Source organism: Ensifer sp. Root127, assembly GCF_001425225.1.
Taxonomy (GTDB): domain Bacteria; phylum Pseudomonadota; class Alphaproteobacteria; order Rhizobiales; family Rhizobiaceae; genus Ensifer; species Ensifer canadensis.
The window spans coordinates 1-16,710 of sequence record NZ_LMDX01000006.1 but is presented as its reverse complement, the minus strand read 5'-3'; the positions used below and the strand labels follow the sequence as shown (position 1 = coordinate 16,710).

The following is a 16,710-nucleotide window of genomic DNA, read 5'->3' as shown; positions in this document are numbered from 1 at the left end:
GTTCTGACTGAATGCGGAACACGATGCCGTCGCAGCCTCAAGTCTTGGTCGCGGCGGACTGTCCACTGGTCGGCGCGCCGACGAATTTGAGGCCGAATTCGAGATGGCGGCTCATGAGATAGGCATAGGCAATTCGGTCGCGCGCCCTCAGCGCGCCGATGATTTCGGCATGGGCCTCGTAGGTCGCCGACTGGACCGGCCGCTCCGCCTTGCCGAGGCGCATGACTTCCTCGATGACGGTGCGCATCATCCGGTAGGCAGCAAGGGTTGTCCTGTTGCCTGACAGTTCGACGATGGCCTCGTGGAATTCGTAATCGTAGCGGGCCGCTTCCTCGACGCTCTCAGCCGTCCGGATGCGAGCATTGGCCGCCTCCAGCCTGTCGAGGTCGGCTTCGCTTGCATGAAGAATGATGTGGTCGCCGACGCCGGTCTCGATGATGCGGCGGAAACCCTGAAGATCGCGGAAGGAATCGGGCGATATGCCGTTGTGAAAGGCAAAAAGCCGGCGGATCGCCTCGCCATGACCACCGCTGATGACGGCACCGACTTTGGGCCGCGTTTCGACGAGGCCATAGGCGCGCAGCACCTGCAGCGCCTCGCGAACCGTATTCCGTCCGGCCTGAAACTGCTCACCAAGATCGCGCTCGGTCGGCAGCGCATCGCCAATCCCGAGGCCGCGTTCGGCAATCAGATCCCTGATCTGTTCGACGAGCCTGTCGACCGCCGACGTCTTGCCGACCTCAGCTGGCTCGACACCTGTCGAATGCTCCGGTTTTGCCAAATTGTGCGCCACGCTCTCCTCCTGTGTGCGGTTCTATTTGTTGGTCCAGATTGAATGATAAGTCAAGGGTAGCGTCAGAATTTTCGCCATCCTTTCAGAAAAACGACGATGTAAGCGTATTTTCGCTTGAATTTGCGCCCACGCCGACCCTTAATGCATTATCTGGTCCAACAATAGAGATCATCCCGAGATCGCAGGAGTTTAAGAGATGAGGCCGATGGAAGAGTGCTTTCGCTGGTATGGCCCGGATGACCCGGTGCCGCTCAGCCACATCAGGCAGGCAGGGGCGACAGGCATCGTCTCAGCGCTTCATCACGTCTATGACGGCTCGCCCTGGTCAGACGATCAGATCCTGAAGCACAAGGGCTTGATCGAGGCTGCGGGTCTGCGCTGGAGCGTGGTCGAGAGCATTCCGGTGCACAATTCGATCAAGCTGGCATCGTCAGACAGCGCACGCTACATCGGCTGGTACAAGGACACGATGCGCGCGCTGGCGCGCTGCGGCATTGGCACGGTCTGCTACAATTTCATGCCGGTGGTTGACTGGACCCGCACTGAACTCATGCATCCGCTGCCGACCGGCGGATATGCGCTGCGCTTCGATGCTATCGATTTCGCCGCCTACGATCTCTTTGTGCTGAAACGGCCGCGCGTCGAGCAGAGCTATTCGCCCGCCCAGATCGACACGGCACAAGCTCGCTTTGCAACAATGGATGCTGCAAAGGTCGACCGGATCGAACGCAATCTGATTACCGGCTTGCCGGCGTCCGAGCGCAAGTTCGATCGCGCCGGCTTTCTTGGAGCGCTCGCGGAGTACGATGGCGTCAGCGCCGAGGACCTGCATAAAAACCTCGCACGCTTCCTGCGCGAGATCGTGCCGGTCGCCGAGGAGGTCGGGGTGAAGCTCTGCATTCATCCTGATGATCCGGCCTTCCCGCTCTACGGCTTGCCGCGGATCGTATCCACTGCGGATGACGCGCGCCGCATCCTGGCAGCCGCCGACAGTCCCGCCAATGGCCTGACCTTCTGCACCGGATCCTACGGCACCCGCGCCGAAAACGACCTGCCGGCCATGGTGCGTGAGTTCGGCTCCCGCATCCATTTCGCCCATCTGCGCAACGTTCAGCGCGAAGCTGACGGGTCGTTTCATGAAGCCGACCATCTTGGTGGCTCGAGCGATATTCCGGCCGTCATTCTCGCCCTTCTCGAGGAGCAAGAGCGCCGGCGTACCGAGGGGCGCGACGATTGGCAGATCCCCGTTCGTCCAGACCATGGGCATCTGCTTGCCGACGACATCGGCAAGGAACGGATCAATCCCGGCTACTCGCTCATCGGCCGACTGAAGGGGCTCGCCGAGATCCGCGGCGTGATGCACGGCATTTCAGCGGTCGAGGCCGCACGGAACAAACAGGTGACACGATGAAGACTTTTGAAGACGATGCCGACTTGTTCGCGGCGATGCGAAGCCGGCTCTTCACCGCCGTTGTCGGCGATATTCTTGATACGATGGGGCTGCAGCATCAGTTCCTGCCGCCGAAGATCCGGGCCCTGCGCGACGACATGGTGACAGTCGGCCGTGCCATGCCGGTGCTTGAGGCGGATTTCTTTGCGACCGCGGGAGCCGGCGGCCACGCCGAGATCAGCTCCAAGCCCTTCGGCCTGATGTTCCATGCGCTCGACAGCCTGAAACCCAACGAAATCTACGTATGTTCAGGCGCCTCGCCGCGCTACGCTGTCTGGGGCGAGTTGATGTCGACACGCGCGATTCAGCTGAAAGCCGCAGGTGCGATCTGCGACGGATACTGCCGAGACAGCAGCGGCATCCTCGCCCTCGATTTCCCGACCTTCTGCTACGGATCCTATGCTCAGGATCAGGGACCGCGCGGCAAGGTCGTCGACTATGCGGTTCCGATCGAGATCGGCGGCATCCGCATTCGGCCCGGCGACATGCTGTTCGGCGACCGCGACGGCGTTCTGGTCATTCCGCGCGAGGCGGAACGGGAAGCGATCGCGCTGGCGTTCGAAAAGGCAGAAACTGAAAACAAGGTTCGCCTTGCCATCGAGGCCGGCATGTCCACGGTCGAGGCATTCGAACGCTTCGGCGTCATGTAGCCGCTCAGTGGCGGGACGACGTCGTCATCGTCCTTACGAGCGGTAAATCTATGGCACGAACGCGTCCATCTCTCTGCGAGGTGACGCCCGTTGGGTTGGGCGCGCCGTGGATTACGGCGCGGCTGGATGTCGGTTGCAAACACCCATTCCCGGAGGCCGGAGGTCACACCGAAATTGCCCTCCGGCGTCACGTGGTGGTGCAGCGCATGGCGTCGCTTGAGCGTGAAAAACAGCGATCCTTGGCGTCCCGGTCGATAATGCACGAGATGATGAACCGTGGCATAGCAGAGATAATCGAACAGGAAGCCCGCGCTGAGGCTGTGCAAATGCGGAGCCGCCGATCCACCACAACGGAGACATCAACAGAAGGAAATATGCGGGCACGCTGACAAATGTCGCCGACATCATCACCACCGGCGCACGAGCGGCATGTCGAACGCGCCGAAGGGTGGGGCACGGCCGGCAATGGTTTCACGCTTTCTTAACAACGAATTGTGAAAATGCGGCCCATCCGGTGGGCATGATGCCGACCGTTCGTTTGGGGTAATGAGTGCATGCGTAAGCCGCAAGATCAGGCGCTGTCCTCCGGCGCCACCAAACCGGAGTCCGGCTACTTCGTCTCCCGCCGCGCCGTGCTTTCGGGCCTCGGTGTCATGACACTGCTTGGCGCCTCCGGCTGCTCGCAGACGCTCGAATTCCCGGAGCTGGGATCAATCGAGCCGTCGGGTGGTATGCCGCCTGGGGGCGTTGACCGCATGCCGACCGGTTCGATCCCACCGCTCAGCGTCGACAGCAACATCACCGATAACGGCACGATGTATGCCTCGCTGATCGACAATGGCCTCGTGATCCCGGCAGTTCCATTCCAGAAGATCAGGCCGGAATTCCGCCGTCAGATCGTTATCGATCCGACCGGCGAGGCGCCGGGCACGATTGTGGTGCGGCTCAACGAGCGGCATCTCTATTGGGTGCAGGAAGGCGGCGAAGCGATCCGTTACGGCGTCGGCATCGGCAAGGCCGGCTTCGAATGGAGCGGCCGCGCCGAGATCCAGTACACCAAGGAATGGCCGACCTGGACGCCGCCCAAAGAGATGATCGCACGCAAGCCGGAGCTGGTGAAATGGACGGGCGGTCAGCCGGGTGGCCTCGACAACCCGCTCGGCGCCCGCGCACACTATATCTACAAGGACGGCCACGACACTGGCTATCGCGTGCACGGCTCACCCGAATGGTGGACCATCGGCACTCAGGCATCTTCCGGTTGCGTGCGCATGATCAACCAGGACGTCATCGACCTCTACAACCGGGTCAAGGCGTCGCCGACCAAAGTCCCGATTGTGGTGGCGTGAAAGGCGCTTCGCGCCGAGCGAGTAGGGAATCGAGAAGAGCCACGACAGTCCCTACCAAAAAAATTCAGTCGTTCAATCCTGCCGCACCCGTCTGCCCTTCGCGACAAGCTCTCTGACCGCGATCTTTAGAGGGAGGCGTGCCGGATCTCTCCTAGTGTCTGAGGACGCAACGCCTCTTGAGCCGCAAGAGCGAGGGGTCAAGCGTCGGTCCGTTGCAGGCGCGATGTCAGCCAACAACATGTTAACCCAACGCGGTAATCCGATGCGCCCGTCGAAAGCAGTGCTGCCGGAAAAACGAAATACATAGGCATGGGTTTCGATCCCATACGCAACAAGATGCAACGCCGACGTCAAACGACTGCCGGCGCTGCGTTGACGAGGATCTATTCGGCCTTTGCCTCGATATCGAGCCGCTCCAGGAAACCTGCCGGATCGTCGGAGGCTGTCATCAGTTCAATCGCACCAATGCCTGCGGCGTCCTTCGATTTGACAGACAGGGTGAATGTCCCCGCTCTTCCCAGGAAAGTTGAGGCTGCCCCGGCGACACTTTGAAGCTTCGGCTGATCGGCCACGAACTGCTGCAGCATGGTGGATCCGACCAGCACCAGCATGCCGCGCGCCTGCTCCGCCGTCATGTCGTTTTGCCGGGCATACAAAGTCAGCGCCTTGTCGAAGAGCCCTTTGTCCTCGATCCGGAGCTTCAATTCCCGTGCAGTAACGCCGAGTGCTGCGGTTTGCATGCGTATCGTGTCAGCAGAAAACAAATCGTTTGAGACGCCGGCCAAGACACCAGACAGCGAAACACTGCCCATCCCTTCGCCCCCAAGGGAGATATCCTTGATGACGAAGCTTTTGCCCGCTTCGTCCCAATGTCCCTCAACCCCTGCCGACAAGGTGAGCTTGTCGTAGCCGAGCTTTCGCAATTGCTCAAACGTCTCGTCCTTGGCGTCTGGCGGCATCGGGACACTCAAGTCCTCGTAGACAATACGAATATCGGTAGGGATTCCGTTGTACGGTTTGCCGAGCGCCGCTTCATAAGATTTCAGCGAAAATTTCACGCGCTGCGGAACGAGCGATGCGATGTCCGACGACATTGTTTCAGAGGCTTCAACTTCACCTGCATCATCGTTGAGCGCAGTCTGAGGAAGGGCATCGTCACCGGCACCATCCACAGGATCAGGATCTCTCGCCTGATCGGCAGCATCGTCCGCAATTTCAGCAGCGGCCACATCTGCCGCAGCGTCTGCGCCATCATCGATGGCCGAACCGTCCTTGTCCGCGTCAACCGGTACAGCTGAGACTTCGGGCCCGGCGTCCGCGCCCTCAACGGCGACATCGCTGCCTTGGCTGCTATCGCTGGGATCGGGCGCGTCGATTGCCGGTGCAGCGGTTGCAGCATCCAGACGATCGTCAGACGTCGTCTCGCTCGGCGCCGTCGCCTCGTCATCGACCGCTGCGATCTCTTCAACGTCGGCCGGCCCGCTCGGCAGATCGACATCGAGACCGGCAAGCCGGAATGTCCCGAACTCGGGCAGCAATGTGGAATAGGCAAATTCTTGAGCCTGATCTTCGTTCAAAACAAGGAGTTGTTTCAACGCCTCCATTGTCGGGTGCCAGGAAAAACCGCTGACGCTGGCTTCAGCGAGCCGGAAATGATCATCGCCTTCTTCCATCGAGATCCCGTTGAGGCTCGCGTTCACTTCGCGCCCGTTCAGGTGAAGCGACGTGCGTTCGACATCAAGGCTGATCTGCTTGCCAATGTCCTTGCCCGGGGATTTGACCTTGAGTCCAAGCAATTGGATATCGCCCTGGCCAATCATATCGGGCAGGGAGAGAACCTTCATGTAAAAGGCGTTTCGTTCGGCAGCAGGCAATTCGTCGGGGGCTTTGACCGAACGCAGCATGCCCAGCGTGTCCAAAAGCGGCTCAGCCGGCATACGAATGCTAAGACCATTGCTGCGCAACTCACCATATTGGAAGCTGCCCTCGCCTATTGTCTGAGTGACGTCCTTGATCGACAAGGGGCCGTAAAGGGCCTTGGCCTGCTTGTCCTGTGGCCCGGCCACTTGCGTATACAGACGTGCCGCATAGGCCACGTCCAGGTCCTTGCCGGTCATCGCCCCAAATGAGCCGTTCATGCGCGCGTTTTTCGTCTTCCCGTCTTCAGTCGCCTCAGCCACATGCATGTCCAGGCTGGCATTGGATGAGCTGTAGCGTGCTACGCGGCCATCCCTGATATCCTCGAGCGCGATGTTTTTGTAGACGATCCTGTCTTCATCCCCCTCAACGATCTTGGTCATCGCGACCTCGGGCAGAAAGATGCGATTGGCCTGGAAGCGCTGGATACGCTCCGGCAATGACAGACCGCTCTTGTTTGCGAATATCTCGGCGACCGTCTGACGGTCGAAATTTGGCTGCTCGACACTCGCGCGCGGCACAGCGATTTTGTAACCCGCAAGCTCGGCGCTCAGGTTGGCGATCTCGAGCTCGGCATTCAGGAAGAGAAATTTTGGGCGACCGTCGATGCCGGCGATCTTTGCGCTAAGGCCGTCCTTTAGCGGCAGCATCACGTCACGCAGATGAAATCGGCCGAGATAATCCACATGGACGGAGCCGACTGTTCCCCCGCGCGCTGTGATATGCTGCTTGACGCCGCGCTCCAGCGTGATCTTGTAACCCGTCGCCCCGGCAGCCAGCACCGCCACAAACGCGGCGCTCAACCACAGCGCCTTGCGCCGACCTTTTCCTGTGACCGATTTTACCTGTTCCAAATCATCCATCCTTTCACCGCCTCCCTGTGTGACGGCGACTTTGCGACCGACATCACGACGGTCCATTGCAATCACTGCGAAACGATTGCCTTTCGACATCAGACCGTCCCGAAATGTTTCGTTGAAACCGCTGCAACCGCGACGTCGCCTAGATGCGCGCTAGGCCACTAACCGGAATGAAGGCAGATGAACTGGCAATCATGCTACGGCGCCCGTCGACCAGTCCAACAGGCGTAGCGACCAGCGAGAGTGAAGTTCCTCTAAGTCGGTCTTGGCGCTCTGCCTATCTTCAAGGGCGGCACATCGTCGATTGATGTTTTGAGCGCCCGGCTGAAGACAGTTTCGCCTAGCGCAATAATGCAGCCGGAGATTGCGATCAAGACCATTAATGTACCCCAGATCGCCGTGAGGGCCAGGTTTCTTTGAGCATTGACCCGGATGTGCCATTCATGAGCCTACGTAGGCTGCCGCATCGTCGGGCCTGGAGAAACATCTGCCATGCGGGTCAGGCCGAGATTGATGCCATCGCCAAGATGGCGGTGAGCAGCGCAAGCCTGTTGTCGGGCGGACCGGCCCGTGCGCAGGTGGGTGAACGCGTTCGCGATCGTGCTAACCTATGTTGGCCCCGCAGCTGATCCCGAGATCGCAGCGCGTGTCAGGCGACACTCTTTGAAGGCGAGTGGAAGATCGTTGGCTTGATATGCTGCGATCCCTGCACTGAAATCGGCAACTGCTTTTGGATCGTCCTTGGCTTGGGACAGACACTCTGAATGATTTCATGGTGACACGACCTGATGGGTACCTGTCTAACTGAAAGACTTCGCGATCGGACCGGCGGAGCGCTTGCAACCTGCCCCAAAGCAAATTCCATCAGGTCGCAAATCACTGCAGCGATTATCGCCTGGGTGAGGGCGTGGCGCTGCTCGCTCTTGTTAAGGCTGGCCTGACAGCGTCGCCGGCGTGATGGGTTCACTATTCAGTACCTGGACTGTTCAAAACGTTGTGACCTGCGCTTGCTAGTGATTTCCGTCTCGCGAAGCGCAGGACCACACCCAGCGAAGCCGCAATAGGTATCGCCAGCAAGACACCGATGAAGCCGAATAACCACCCGAAGGCGAATAGCGCAAACATCATCCAGACTGGATTGAGGTTGACGCGCCGACCGATGAGGCGCGGAGACAGAACATAGTCGGCAAGCATTTCACCGACAATGAAGATGCCCCCCACAACAGCGACAGGTGCCCAAGTGGGCCAGAACTGGTCCACCGCAACGCATACCGATATCAAGATACCGGTGGCTGCCCCAAGGTAGGGAACGAAACTGATGAGGCCTGCAGCTATACCAATCAAAATGGCATGGTTGAGTCCGGTCAGCTTCAACGCTGCCGTATAAAGCACGGCAAGAATGAGACAGATGGCAACCTGACCGCGCACGAAGCCGGCAACAGTATCGTGGATTTCGCGCCCGAGCGCCCGACCATCATCGCGGTACTCCGGAGCGAGCCAGCCATCAATTGTCGCAATCATTCGGTGCCAGTCAATGGCGAGATAGATGGCGATGATTGGAGTGACAACGAGGAGCGAAAGAAGGGAAATCAATGCTCGTCCGCTCGACCACAGCGAACTGAGGAAACCGTCGAGCCATTTGCTGCCCATCGCCCTCACGACATCGACGGAAGATTGCTCGATGTGAAGATTCTCACCCATGATGTCATGCATCCAGGGTCCGCTTGCTTCAGTCATAAGGGACTGCAGACGCGTGATGTAGCGGGGAAATTCATCAATAAAAAATCTGAGCTCACCAATGATAACCGGGAACATAACCAGCATGACCGCGATAATACCCACGATCAGCGGCAAGATGACGGCTAGTGCCGCAAAGCTTCGATTGATCCCGAACCGCTCTAACCTGTCGACTGCGGGAACGAGAAGATAGGCGAGCAATGCGCCAACAACAAATGGCAGCAGGATTTCGCGCAAAAGCACTAGTGCAACCAAGGCGACTGCGGAAACCGCAATCCAGAATGTAGCTGGTTGCACAATTCTCATGGGACCCCTGCGCAGTCTTGTTTCGAGTTCTGCCGGACTTTGCTGATCTCAGCGCATCGATCCTCGGATCCAAGGAGGGTAGAGACGGTAAGGATCCTCCTTGTCAATTATCCATCAAGCTGGCGAAGGCGATCTCACCATCGGTAATGTAATGGTTGACCTTTCCGGTCTGTAGACGTGAGCCGGATTGATGCAAGACGACATCCCCGATCACCCGCTTTGACTTCAACTGGGTGACTATGTGATCTCGTTCAGCATTCGTATCTGAATCGGTAGCGTGTGTCACTTGGAGCGTCAGTTTGGTCAGCGATAATCCAGTATCCCTGGTGCCCGCCCCAACCCACAAGACGCGCTGATCAGTCGATGGCCTATCCGTATTCAGCCAGAAGCTTGCTGCTGTGATATCGTCGCCCGTATGAGCGGGGCTCAGCGCCCAGAAGCGGATATGGTGGCGCTTGCGCGGACTGTTGTCGATGGGCTGCTGGAAACCTATGTCCTGCTTTCGTCCGAAGAGATAGAGCGTGCTGAAAGGAGCCGTCGGATACGGAGTGTTGAGCAGAAACGCTCGTACCATTCGCCACGAGCTTGCAACCCCCAAACTGTCGGCTGTTGACCAGCCCGCTGTTGCAAACGCATCGCAAAGTTGTTGAAGAGTGCCTATCAGCACGAGATTCACTGGATCCCCGGGCAAGCCGTCGCCAGTGATGGTGTATCTAGGGATGAGTCTCCGGTGGAGAATCTTTAAGCCCATTCGGACCACGTTTGGCAAAATGACGTAGGCAGCAAGCCCATAGGTAAGACCTACCGCCAGGATCCAGGGAAGTCTGTGGTCCGCAGTGTCAAAAACGACAAAGACGATCAGCCAAACGCTAACTGCCCCCAGACAGAAGATGAGAAACCTTTGGAAAAGGCGCGTAAGCATTCTCAAAATTTCTTATCCCGTGCAGGACCTTGGTTCGCTATCGACTTCGCTGCTCGTACCTTGTCCCGCCGGCCGAACAGAGACGCTGTAGGCTAAGTTCTACGCCACATGTCGTCGAAACGATATTGTTCTTTGGGGAAGCGCGGGTCTCGTTGAGCGAGGATGCACCGCCCGGCAGCGTCGAGCCGCCGCCGGTCTGGGCCTGAGCAACCTCGAACCGTTGCGGGGCCGGATCGCTGATCCGGCCCGTCGTCGATCCGGCCTGCGTTGGATTGAAGACCGCAACGCCCGGCTCGGCATAGAGCGCCACGCCCGCGCCGAGCAGGAGTGTTGCGACCGTGGAGAGGCCGAAGATTCGTTTCTGGCTCATCATGCGAGCACCTATCGTTCGTTATCGTGCTGCGCGTTGAGGTCGAGCAGAGCCTGGAAGCTCTGCAAGGAAGCGAGATGTTTAGTCCCGGCATTTGATGGAGCAAAGCGTCGCTGACGTCTGCTCGAGGTTCATGGAATGAGCCGTCACAGCAGATCTTGTCGCAGCGCGAGAGCTGATGTCGAGACTGGAGCAGCGATAACCGGAGCGCAGTTCGTATGTGTGCCACTTACTGAGACATCCGCCATACAACTTCGGACGGCTCGCCGATGCAAGCGCTGCAACGCCGCCAGCGTGCGGGTGGATGCCCCGTTTGACGTCGGAACACTGTGATAAAATGGGTCTGTGAACGAAAGCCGACATCAATCGCAATTTCGTCGATGCTCAGGTCTTCGCTCAACAATTTCGTTTTCGCGCGCTCTATTCGACGGTCGCGCAGATAGGCATGCGGGCTCCGGCCTGTCGCGAACCGGAAGCCGGCAGCGAAATGCATGGGGCTGAGGCCCGCGGCGCGCGCGATGTCTACGAGTTGAAGCGGGGTCGCTAGGTTCCTTTCGATGAACTCTACGGCGCGCTTGAGCCGCCATGGTGCGAGCACGACGGAGTTTGTCTTGCGATCCTTCATCTTTGCTCGTCTCCACCGGTCGCCGCAATAAGCCGGGACTGGATCCGCTCTAGGGTTCGTTCGAAGACTTCCGGTTCGTCGAGCGCCCTGGCGAGCACCAAGGCCCCCTGGACGGCAACTACTGTCTCCTCGGCAAGCGCAAGGGCGTCACGTTCAGGGCATCCGGCCCTCTCGAGAGCAGAGGCGAGCGCACCACGCCACTCGGCGAAGTAATCCCTGACCCGATCGCTGAAGCGGTTCCGGACGTTGTCCAGTGCAAACGCGCCAATGAGGCACACACGGCGGCCGGAGCGAAAGTAGCCGGCAACCGAGCTACACATGCTGGTGATTGCGGAACGCGGATCATCCGCGCTCCGTAGCGGTTCGAAGACCTGCGTCGCGAACCATTCGTCGATCTCGCCGAGCACGGCTGCGGCCATCTCTTCCTTCCCACCGGGAAAGAAGTGATAAAGGCTTCCCTTTCCGAGGCCGGTCTTTTCGGTGATGGTCGATAGGCTTGCACCGTCGAAGCCATACTCCCGAAAGATCTCGGCGAGGGATGGGATTACGTCCGAGCGCTCGGCGACGATCTTTGGCATGTGCTACAGTCCCAATTCGGAAAGTCCCGGGTGGTCCGCTGGCCTGGGCCCAGACCGATCCCAGAAGAATTTGCGTTCAGATTCTTCGATCGGCAGATCATTGATGCAGGCATAACGGTGGTGCATCAGCCCGTTTTCGTCGAACTCCCAGTTTTCGTTGCCGTATGCCCGGTACCAGTTCCCGGAGTCGTCGCGGTACTCGTAGGCGAAGCGCACCCCGATACGGTCGCCGTCATGAGCCCACAGCTCCTTGATCAGCCGGTATTCGAGTTCTTTTGTCCACTTCCTCGCCAGGAACTCGACGATACGCTCGCGTCCTTGGACAAATTCCGCGCGGTTACGCCAATAGCTGTCGACGCTGTAGGCGAGGGACACGCGGTGCGGATCGCAACTGTTCCATCCGTCCTCTGCAGCTCGGACTTTGGCCGCTGCCGTTTCGCGGGTGAAAGGGGGCAGTGGTGGGCGTTGTTCAGTCATGTTCATGATCTCCAGATCCTTTTCACTGTACCGATCGGTAAACAGTGTGTCAATCGGTACATGTGGCTGAGTGCAGCGTCAACGGTCAACGCTGGGCGCTGGCCGTTTTTGCCGTGCGAATTGAAAGGTTGCGCCGTAGTCCGCCGAGTCCGCGTCACGCCGAGAGCTGCGATCTTAGCTGTTGTGGCTAGGCCGGTTGCTAGATGTTTGTCCGCTCAGTGCATGAGTTCACGAAAGACCGTCTCAAGCTCGACGTCTGAGGCCGCCACCACCGCGTAATAAAGCATCTTTGTCTCGCTCTCGGTGGTCTCGGCTGGCCAAAGAACTCGCTCGGCGATCGACCGCTTTCGCTTCATGAGACGCTGCAGCAGACAATCGAAGGATCCAGCGCCAAGCCGTGTGTGCGACAGATCGGGGATAGCGACATCAGTTCAAAAACAGGTAGGCACAGATTTCGGACGAGCCCGGAGACATACCTCCTGTCCCGCGCGTCGTCGCCTCTCATCACCGCCCTGCGCTATATCACTGCTGGTCAGTGGGCGGTCGCTTACGCGCAGCTCAGAAGGATCGTGCGTATCAGCTCTCCGCATCCGAAGATGACATCCAGGGGGCGACTGATGGCGATAAGGGTGCATGGCTTCGATAATCCGCTCACTGTCCGGGCGGAACATGCGACTATGGCTAGGGCGTGCCAGTCACCATCGCGAGCGAGCACGTGAACGTTGTCGCCAAGTACAAAACACCAAAGCGCGGCAATGTACTGTGGCGGGGAGGAACGTGCGTCTACATTGGGGAAAATGCGCCTCGTTTCTGGCAGCGGAGGTTCCGCTGCCAAAAACGTTTCAACCAGCGGCCTGCTTATTTTGCTGGGGGGCCATAGGAAGATGCGATTTTGCCCGCCTTCTCTTGGGCAGCTTTGAATTCCGCGCCCGTGTAGGCTCGCACGGTTTTTACATTCGATACAGCTCCCGATGCGCTGACAACGAGAAGTGCGGGGACCAAGTCAGCGCCATCGTCGAATTCCGTGATTGCCATCCAGTCGGTTTCGCCCGTCGTAACGTAGAAAGAATGCAGTTTCCCGCCCGCTGCTTCCATGATGCCACGGGCCGCCTTTTCTCGGTTCGATGGACTGTCAATCATTCCCTTCGCTGACGTGGTTGTATAGCACCCTGTGGTTATGAACAGTGGCATGACATCCTCCCTCAACTGGGCAGATCGGGTGACCTGCCATACTCAATATCTCAAAAAACTTGGCGTTAGACGAGCGTTGAGCTGCAGAGCGCTAGATTGGTCACGCACAATTCGGCGACGCACAGTGAGCATGATCGCCACCGCGGCGGGCCTTGAAATGACGGCACTACCAGCCGTCGCATCCGAAGCGGTTGCACGTTAAGGCTTTGGACCGTTTAGCAGGGATTCCCCTGGCATATAGCGTCCTGCCACCGAAGTTCCAAATCGAGCTAAGCGTGTTGTTCGAGGGCCTCATCGATCATCTCATCCGACAACTCTGCCAGGCAGTGAAACTTCTTTCCTTGCTGAGGGCGTAGCCTCGGGTCTGCTCCCAGGAACGAGCATGGGATAACGGCGCGCTTTCCCGCATTCAGTCGTTGAGACTTGGGGATGCTGCTGGCCTGCGGGCACACAAACGAACAACGCCTTTCTCCTTAGAGTTGATCGAATCCATGTTACCGTCATCCAGGACCAGGCAGATGGCGGCACCGCCAGCAGGTCCGCCTGAACGTTGATCCGAGGCCGTCGCGCTTCGATTCCTACGATGCCGTCTTGTTGGGAGGATGTGCCATGGCGGGGATACTTGACGTGGTTGTCGTCGGAGCGGGCTCGGCCGGGCTTGGGATCAGTTATTTACTCAAGCAGCAAGGTCGCGATCATCAGGTGCTTGAGCGAGGCTGCATCGGAGAAACCTGGCGGACCCAGCGCTGGGATTCCTTCCGTCTGAACTCGCCTAACATTCGCTCGCTGCTGCCCGGTGATTCCCATGACGTGCCTGATCCCTGGGGTGCCAGCACACAGCATCAATTTGTCGCTTATCTCGAGAAGTATGTTGAGCGGCACCAATTGCCGGTGATAACCGGGACTCCAGCAGAGGAACTGTCCAGAGATGACGAACTCTTTCTTGTGACGACACCGCGTGGTGTCTTTCAGGCCCGCAACGTCGTCGTCGCGAGCGGTAGCCTGAACTGTCCGAAACGATCGCCTGAGTCGGCGGAACTGCCGGCAACGGTCCGCCAACTCGATTCCTCGGCCTATCGCAATGCAGCCGAGTTGGAACAAGGTGCTGTTCTTGTAGTCGGCAGCGGTCAATCGGGCGGCCAGATTGCCGAGGACCTGGCACTCGCGGGACGCTCGGTCTTTCTGGCGACGAGCCGAGTCGGCCGTCTGGTCCGCTATTATCGCGGCGGCGACATCTTCAATTGGATGACCCTGTCCGGCTATTTCGACGTACCGCGCAGGGAAATCATCCTGCCATCGGGGAAGCTGCCGCCGCGAGGCTTGCTTGGTGCCACCCACACCATCAGCCTGCAATCGCTGAGCGCCCAGGGGGTCGTGTTGCTCGGTCGCTTCTTGGGTATGACGAATGGCAGCCTGGTATTCGGCGACAACCTGGATGAGCACATGCGTTTTGCCGACGAGAGCTCAGCCAACGTCAAGCGCCTTATTGACGCTTACATCGGGCGCGCCGGGCTGAACGCGCCGCCTGCCGAGGATGATCCTGCCGAGGTGATCGCCCCACGCCTCGCCGATCCACCGATCCGCTCAATCGAATTGGCGACGAGCGGCATAGCATCGGTAATCTGGTGCACAGGCTTCAGAGGCGATTTCCGGTGGATCAAAGTCCCGGACACCATCGACGACGACGGCCAGCCTATTCACGAGGAGGGGATCGGATTCGTTCCCGGACTGTATTTTTCCGGCCTCGATTTTGCCTCGACTCGGAAGTCGGGAGTTATACCGGGGGTTGCTGAGGAAGCAGCACGGCTGGTGAACCATCTCGCCAAGAGATCGGCGAGTTAATTCGATTGGTTAGCATCTGCATGGCAAGCGTCGTTACAGGGGCCCTTGTGAAGGGGTGGGCCCCTCCTCCGAACGCCGTGTTGGAGTTTCAGAACTCCGGCGAGACCGACCGAACCTCTCTCAAGTAGCGCTCGATGGGCGCGAGCCACCTGGCGATCGATGTATTGTTTGCCGGGACGTACATCATTGCGCTGCTGTCTATCAGCCCGTTTCTCACCGCAATTGTCCTGGTCATGTTGACCGCTCCAAAATGATCGCGGTCGGGGCAATGGGTCCCTTTGGCTGAGGGTCAGGATGTGCGCCTGACGGACGCCTGACCTCGGGATCAACATCGCAGTCATGGTTCAACACGCTGAATGAGGCGTATGTGAAAGCCCGCTACTCGGAACACTACGAGATCAGCGAGGAGGCAATGGCATGGCTGACCGCTCGAACTTCCGTTCTCTACGATCCGGTCAAAACAATCTGCGCGGAACACCTCGCTAAGCTCGAACGGGCGGACAATTCAACCTTGCTGCGACACTTGCCCTGACGCAGTATTTCCACTTGCTTTCCAGCGATGGTGACGACCCCAAGGCGCGAAAAGGGTAGTTCCTGAAACTCCGTCTCCGTCACCGCGATTTGCCCTCTCCTCCGTCACCGCGCGATAAAAGGTGATCCCTCGCGGCGGCTTCTAATTGAACTGGAGGAGAGCTTTTCATGGAGAGGCCAAAGTCGGAATGCCTGTCGTTGCGAACGACATACCCGCAATTCAATTCACCTGAGATCAGCGACCCGAAGGGCCGTAGCCGTCCAGATGCCAGCGACGTCGCGATAGGCCCTCGTCTTCAGGTTCCCCTCTGCCTGACAGGCCCGCTGCGTTGCGGAGCCGGCAGCAAACTACAGTGGGCCGCGCTCGACATCGAGGACGGCAAAGTCGTAGCGACCTATCTCGGCCATCGCGCCGTTAAAGTCGAAGATCTTGGTGAGCGGTCCCTGGATATTGGGCAATGGCTAGGTGTCGCCGCGAACCGCAATGCTACTCTCCTCTTGGCGGTCAGCTATCAGACTTGACCTGGACCTGACGAGCCGCAGCGAGATCATTTTGGTTCCCACCCCTCGGCATATGACCGAACATGTGCGGCTTGATCTGGTTGATCCAGGAAACGGCGGCCGGCTCCTTGCTCCATAGCGTTCTAGCGAAAGGCACAAGCTGCTCGCCAACGAGGATGCCAAGAAGGCCGACGAGAGCGACGACCGGCGGGGCCGGCGAACGCACGTTGAGGAGGCTATAGACAATGCCGACCAGCAAGCCGGCACCGATGGACATGAGATAGAGTTTCATGGAATTCGTCCTCGCTGAGATGAGATTGCCGCTCCGACGGGCTTGTCCTGTCGGAGCGGCTGTTCTTGCTGGGTTACTTTGCCGGGTTCGGGCCAATCCGCTTGCCGTGCGTGACGCGTTCAGCGGCCTTGTGGACCATGGTGTAGGCATAATCGATGCCCATGCCGTAGGCGCCGGAATGCTCCTTCACCAGCGTGGTGACGGCGTCATAGGTTTCCTTCCGCGCCCAGTCGCGCTGCCACTCAAGGAGGACCTGCTGCCAGGTCACCGGAATGACGCCGGCTTGAACCATGCGGTCCATTGCGTATTTGTGTGCGTC

Annotated in this window: 16 protein-coding genes and 2 pseudogenes; 6 read left to right on the top strand and 12 right to left on the bottom strand. The window is 58.9% G+C overall.

The window, feature by feature from the left end; all coding sequences use genetic code 11:
• Positions 1-37 precede the first annotated feature (37 nt).
• Positions 38-793, bottom strand: coding sequence for a FadR/GntR family transcriptional regulator (locus tag ASD03_RS09785; RefSeq protein WP_244494230.1), 756 nt, complete (start codon positions 791-793; stop codon positions 38-40).
• Positions 794-998: 205 nt separating this feature from the next.
• Between ASD03_RS09785 and uxuA the strand changes: the two genes are divergently transcribed.
• The 3 genes from uxuA to ASD03_RS09770 all read left to right on the top strand — a co-directional run bounded on the left by uxuA (position 999) and on the right by ASD03_RS09770 (position 4,242).
• Positions 999-2,204, top strand: coding sequence for a mannonate dehydratase (gene uxuA / locus ASD03_RS09780; RefSeq protein ID WP_057213198.1), 1,206 nt, complete (start codon positions 999-1,001; stop codon positions 2,202-2,204).
• Positions 2,201-2,893 (top strand): RraA family protein, encoded by a 693-nt coding sequence (locus ASD03_RS09775; RefSeq protein ID WP_057213090.1) that lies wholly within the window; start codon positions 2,201-2,203, stop codon positions 2,891-2,893. Before uxuA ends, ASD03_RS09775 begins: the two co-directional genes overlap by 4 nt.
• Before the next feature lie 554 nt (positions 2,894-3,447).
• On the top strand, positions 3,448-4,242 hold the full coding sequence (locus ASD03_RS09770; RefSeq protein ID WP_057213088.1) for a L,D-transpeptidase: 795 nt from the start codon (positions 3,448-3,450) through the stop codon (positions 4,240-4,242).
• 383 nt (positions 4,243-4,625) lie between these two features.
• Here the strand turns inward: ASD03_RS09770 and ASD03_RS09765 are convergent, their stop codons facing one another.
• The 8 genes from ASD03_RS09765 to ASD03_RS09730 form a co-directional block, all read right to left on the bottom strand.
• Entirely contained in the window at positions 4,626-7,112 is a 2,487-nt protein-coding gene (locus ASD03_RS09765) for a hypothetical protein (RefSeq protein WP_057213085.1), read from the bottom strand.
• An 873-nt stretch (positions 7,113-7,985) separates the two neighbouring features.
• Positions 7,986-9,062, bottom strand: coding sequence for an AI-2E family transporter (locus ASD03_RS09760; protein WP_057213083.1), 1,077 nt, complete (start codon positions 9,060-9,062; stop codon positions 7,986-7,988).
• Between the two features lie 103 nt (positions 9,063-9,165).
• Positions 9,166-9,990, bottom strand: coding sequence for an LssY C-terminal domain-containing protein (locus tag ASD03_RS09755; protein ID WP_025429584.1), 825 nt, complete (start codon positions 9,988-9,990; stop codon positions 9,166-9,168).
• A gap of 31 nt (positions 9,991-10,021) precedes the next feature.
• Complete coding sequence (locus tag ASD03_RS09750) at positions 10,022-10,354, bottom strand: hypothetical protein (RefSeq protein WP_156407923.1); 333 nt, start codon at positions 10,352-10,354, stop codon at positions 10,022-10,024.
• Between the two features lie 229 nt (positions 10,355-10,583).
• Positions 10,584-10,979, bottom strand: coding sequence for an AraC family transcriptional regulator (locus ASD03_RS09745; protein ID WP_057213079.1), 396 nt, complete (start codon positions 10,977-10,979; stop codon positions 10,584-10,586).
• A complete protein-coding gene (locus tag ASD03_RS09740; RefSeq protein ID WP_025429587.1) occupies positions 10,976-11,557 on the bottom strand; it encodes a TetR/AcrR family transcriptional regulator in 582 nt (193 codons plus the stop codon). The genes ASD03_RS09745 and ASD03_RS09740 overlap by 4 nt, the downstream gene beginning before the upstream one ends.
• 3 nt (positions 11,558-11,560) lie before the next feature.
• Positions 11,561-12,034: a nuclear transport factor 2 family protein gene (locus ASD03_RS09735; RefSeq protein ID WP_057213196.1), complete on the bottom strand. Its 474-nt coding sequence runs from the start codon at positions 12,032-12,034 to the stop codon at positions 11,561-11,563.
• An 858-nt stretch (positions 12,035-12,892) separates the two neighbouring features.
• A complete protein-coding gene (locus ASD03_RS09730; RefSeq protein WP_025429589.1) occupies positions 12,893-13,225 on the bottom strand; it encodes a GYD domain-containing protein in 333 nt (110 codons plus the stop codon).
• Between the two features lie 609 nt (positions 13,226-13,834).
• Here ASD03_RS09730 and ASD03_RS09725 point away from each other — a divergent pair.
• Positions 13,835-15,067 carry an NAD(P)/FAD-dependent oxidoreductase gene (locus tag ASD03_RS09725; protein WP_025429591.1) on the top strand — a complete coding sequence of 411 codons (1,233 nt, stop codon included), beginning with the start codon at positions 13,835-13,837 and terminating at the stop codon, positions 15,065-15,067.
• Between the two features lie 88 nt (positions 15,068-15,155).
• Here ASD03_RS09725 and ASD03_RS38775 read toward each other — a convergent pair whose 3' ends face one another.
• Complete coding sequence (locus tag ASD03_RS38775) at positions 15,156-15,302, bottom strand: hypothetical protein (RefSeq protein WP_156407922.1); 147 nt, start codon at positions 15,300-15,302, stop codon at positions 15,156-15,158.
• Positions 15,303-15,345: 43 nt separating this feature from the next.
• Between ASD03_RS38775 and ASD03_RS40360 the strand changes: the two are divergent.
• Together ASD03_RS40360 and ASD03_RS38765 are read left to right on the top strand one after the other, a co-directional pair.
• A pseudogene (locus ASD03_RS40360) lies at positions 15,346-15,599 on the top strand (nucleotidyltransferase); the annotation flags it as partial.
• A gap of 167 nt (positions 15,600-15,766) precedes the next feature.
• Positions 15,767-16,120 (top strand): hypothetical protein, encoded by a 354-nt coding sequence (locus ASD03_RS38765; RefSeq protein ID WP_156407920.1) that lies wholly within the window; start codon positions 15,767-15,769, stop codon positions 16,118-16,120.
• Here the strand turns inward: ASD03_RS38765 and ASD03_RS09720 are convergent.
• Positions 16,104-16,391 carry a XapX domain-containing protein gene (locus ASD03_RS09720; protein WP_025429592.1) on the bottom strand — a complete coding sequence of 96 codons (288 nt, stop codon included), beginning with the start codon at positions 16,389-16,391 and terminating at the stop codon, positions 16,104-16,106. The two genes, ASD03_RS38765 and ASD03_RS09720, sit on opposite strands and share 17 nt — an antisense overlap.
• 73 nt (positions 16,392-16,464) lie before the next feature.
• A pseudogene (locus ASD03_RS09715) lies at positions 16,465-16,710 on the bottom strand (hydrolase); the annotation flags it as partial.

Coding starts and splice junctions, on each gene's coding strand:
- uxuA (WP_057213198.1), top strand. CDS start 999: ATGGAAGAGTGCTTTCGCTGGTATGGCCCGGATGACCCGGTGCCGCTC.
- ASD03_RS09775 (WP_057213090.1), top strand. CDS start 2,201: ATGAAGACTTTTGAAGACGATGCCGACTTGTTCGCGGCGATGCGAAGC.
- ASD03_RS09770 (WP_057213088.1), top strand. CDS start 3,448: ATGCGTAAGCCGCAAGATCAGGCGCTGTCCTCCGGCGCCACCAAACCG.
- ASD03_RS09765 (WP_057213085.1), bottom strand. CDS start 7,112: ATGTCGAAAGGCAATCGTTTCGCAGTGATTGCAATGGACCGTCGTGAT.
- ASD03_RS09760 (WP_057213083.1), bottom strand. CDS start 9,062: ATGAGAATTGTGCAACCAGCTACATTCTGGATTGCGGTTTCCGCAGTC.
- ASD03_RS09750 (WP_156407923.1), bottom strand. CDS start 10,354: ATGAGCCAGAAACGAATCTTCGGCCTCTCCACGGTCGCAACACTCCTG.
- ASD03_RS09745 (WP_057213079.1), bottom strand. CDS start 10,979: ATGAAGGATCGCAAGACAAACTCCGTCGTGCTCGCACCATGGCGGCTC.
- ASD03_RS09740 (WP_025429587.1), bottom strand. CDS start 11,557: ATGCCAAAGATCGTCGCCGAGCGCTCGGACGTAATCCCATCCCTCGCC.
- ASD03_RS09735 (WP_057213196.1), bottom strand. CDS start 12,034: ATGACTGAACAACGCCCACCACTGCCCCCTTTCACCCGCGAAACGGCA.
- ASD03_RS09730 (WP_025429589.1), bottom strand. CDS start 13,225: ATGCCACTGTTCATAACCACAGGGTGCTATACAACCACGTCAGCGAAG.
- ASD03_RS09725 (WP_025429591.1), top strand. CDS start 13,835: ATGGCGGGGATACTTGACGTGGTTGTCGTCGGAGCGGGCTCGGCCGGG.
- ASD03_RS38775 (WP_156407922.1), bottom strand. CDS start 15,302: ATGACCAGGACAATTGCGGTGAGAAACGGGCTGATAGACAGCAGCGCA.
- ASD03_RS38765 (WP_156407920.1), top strand. CDS start 15,767: ATGGAGAGGCCAAAGTCGGAATGCCTGTCGTTGCGAACGACATACCCG.
- ASD03_RS09720 (WP_025429592.1), bottom strand. CDS start 16,391: ATGAAACTCTATCTCATGTCCATCGGTGCCGGCTTGCTGGTCGGCATT.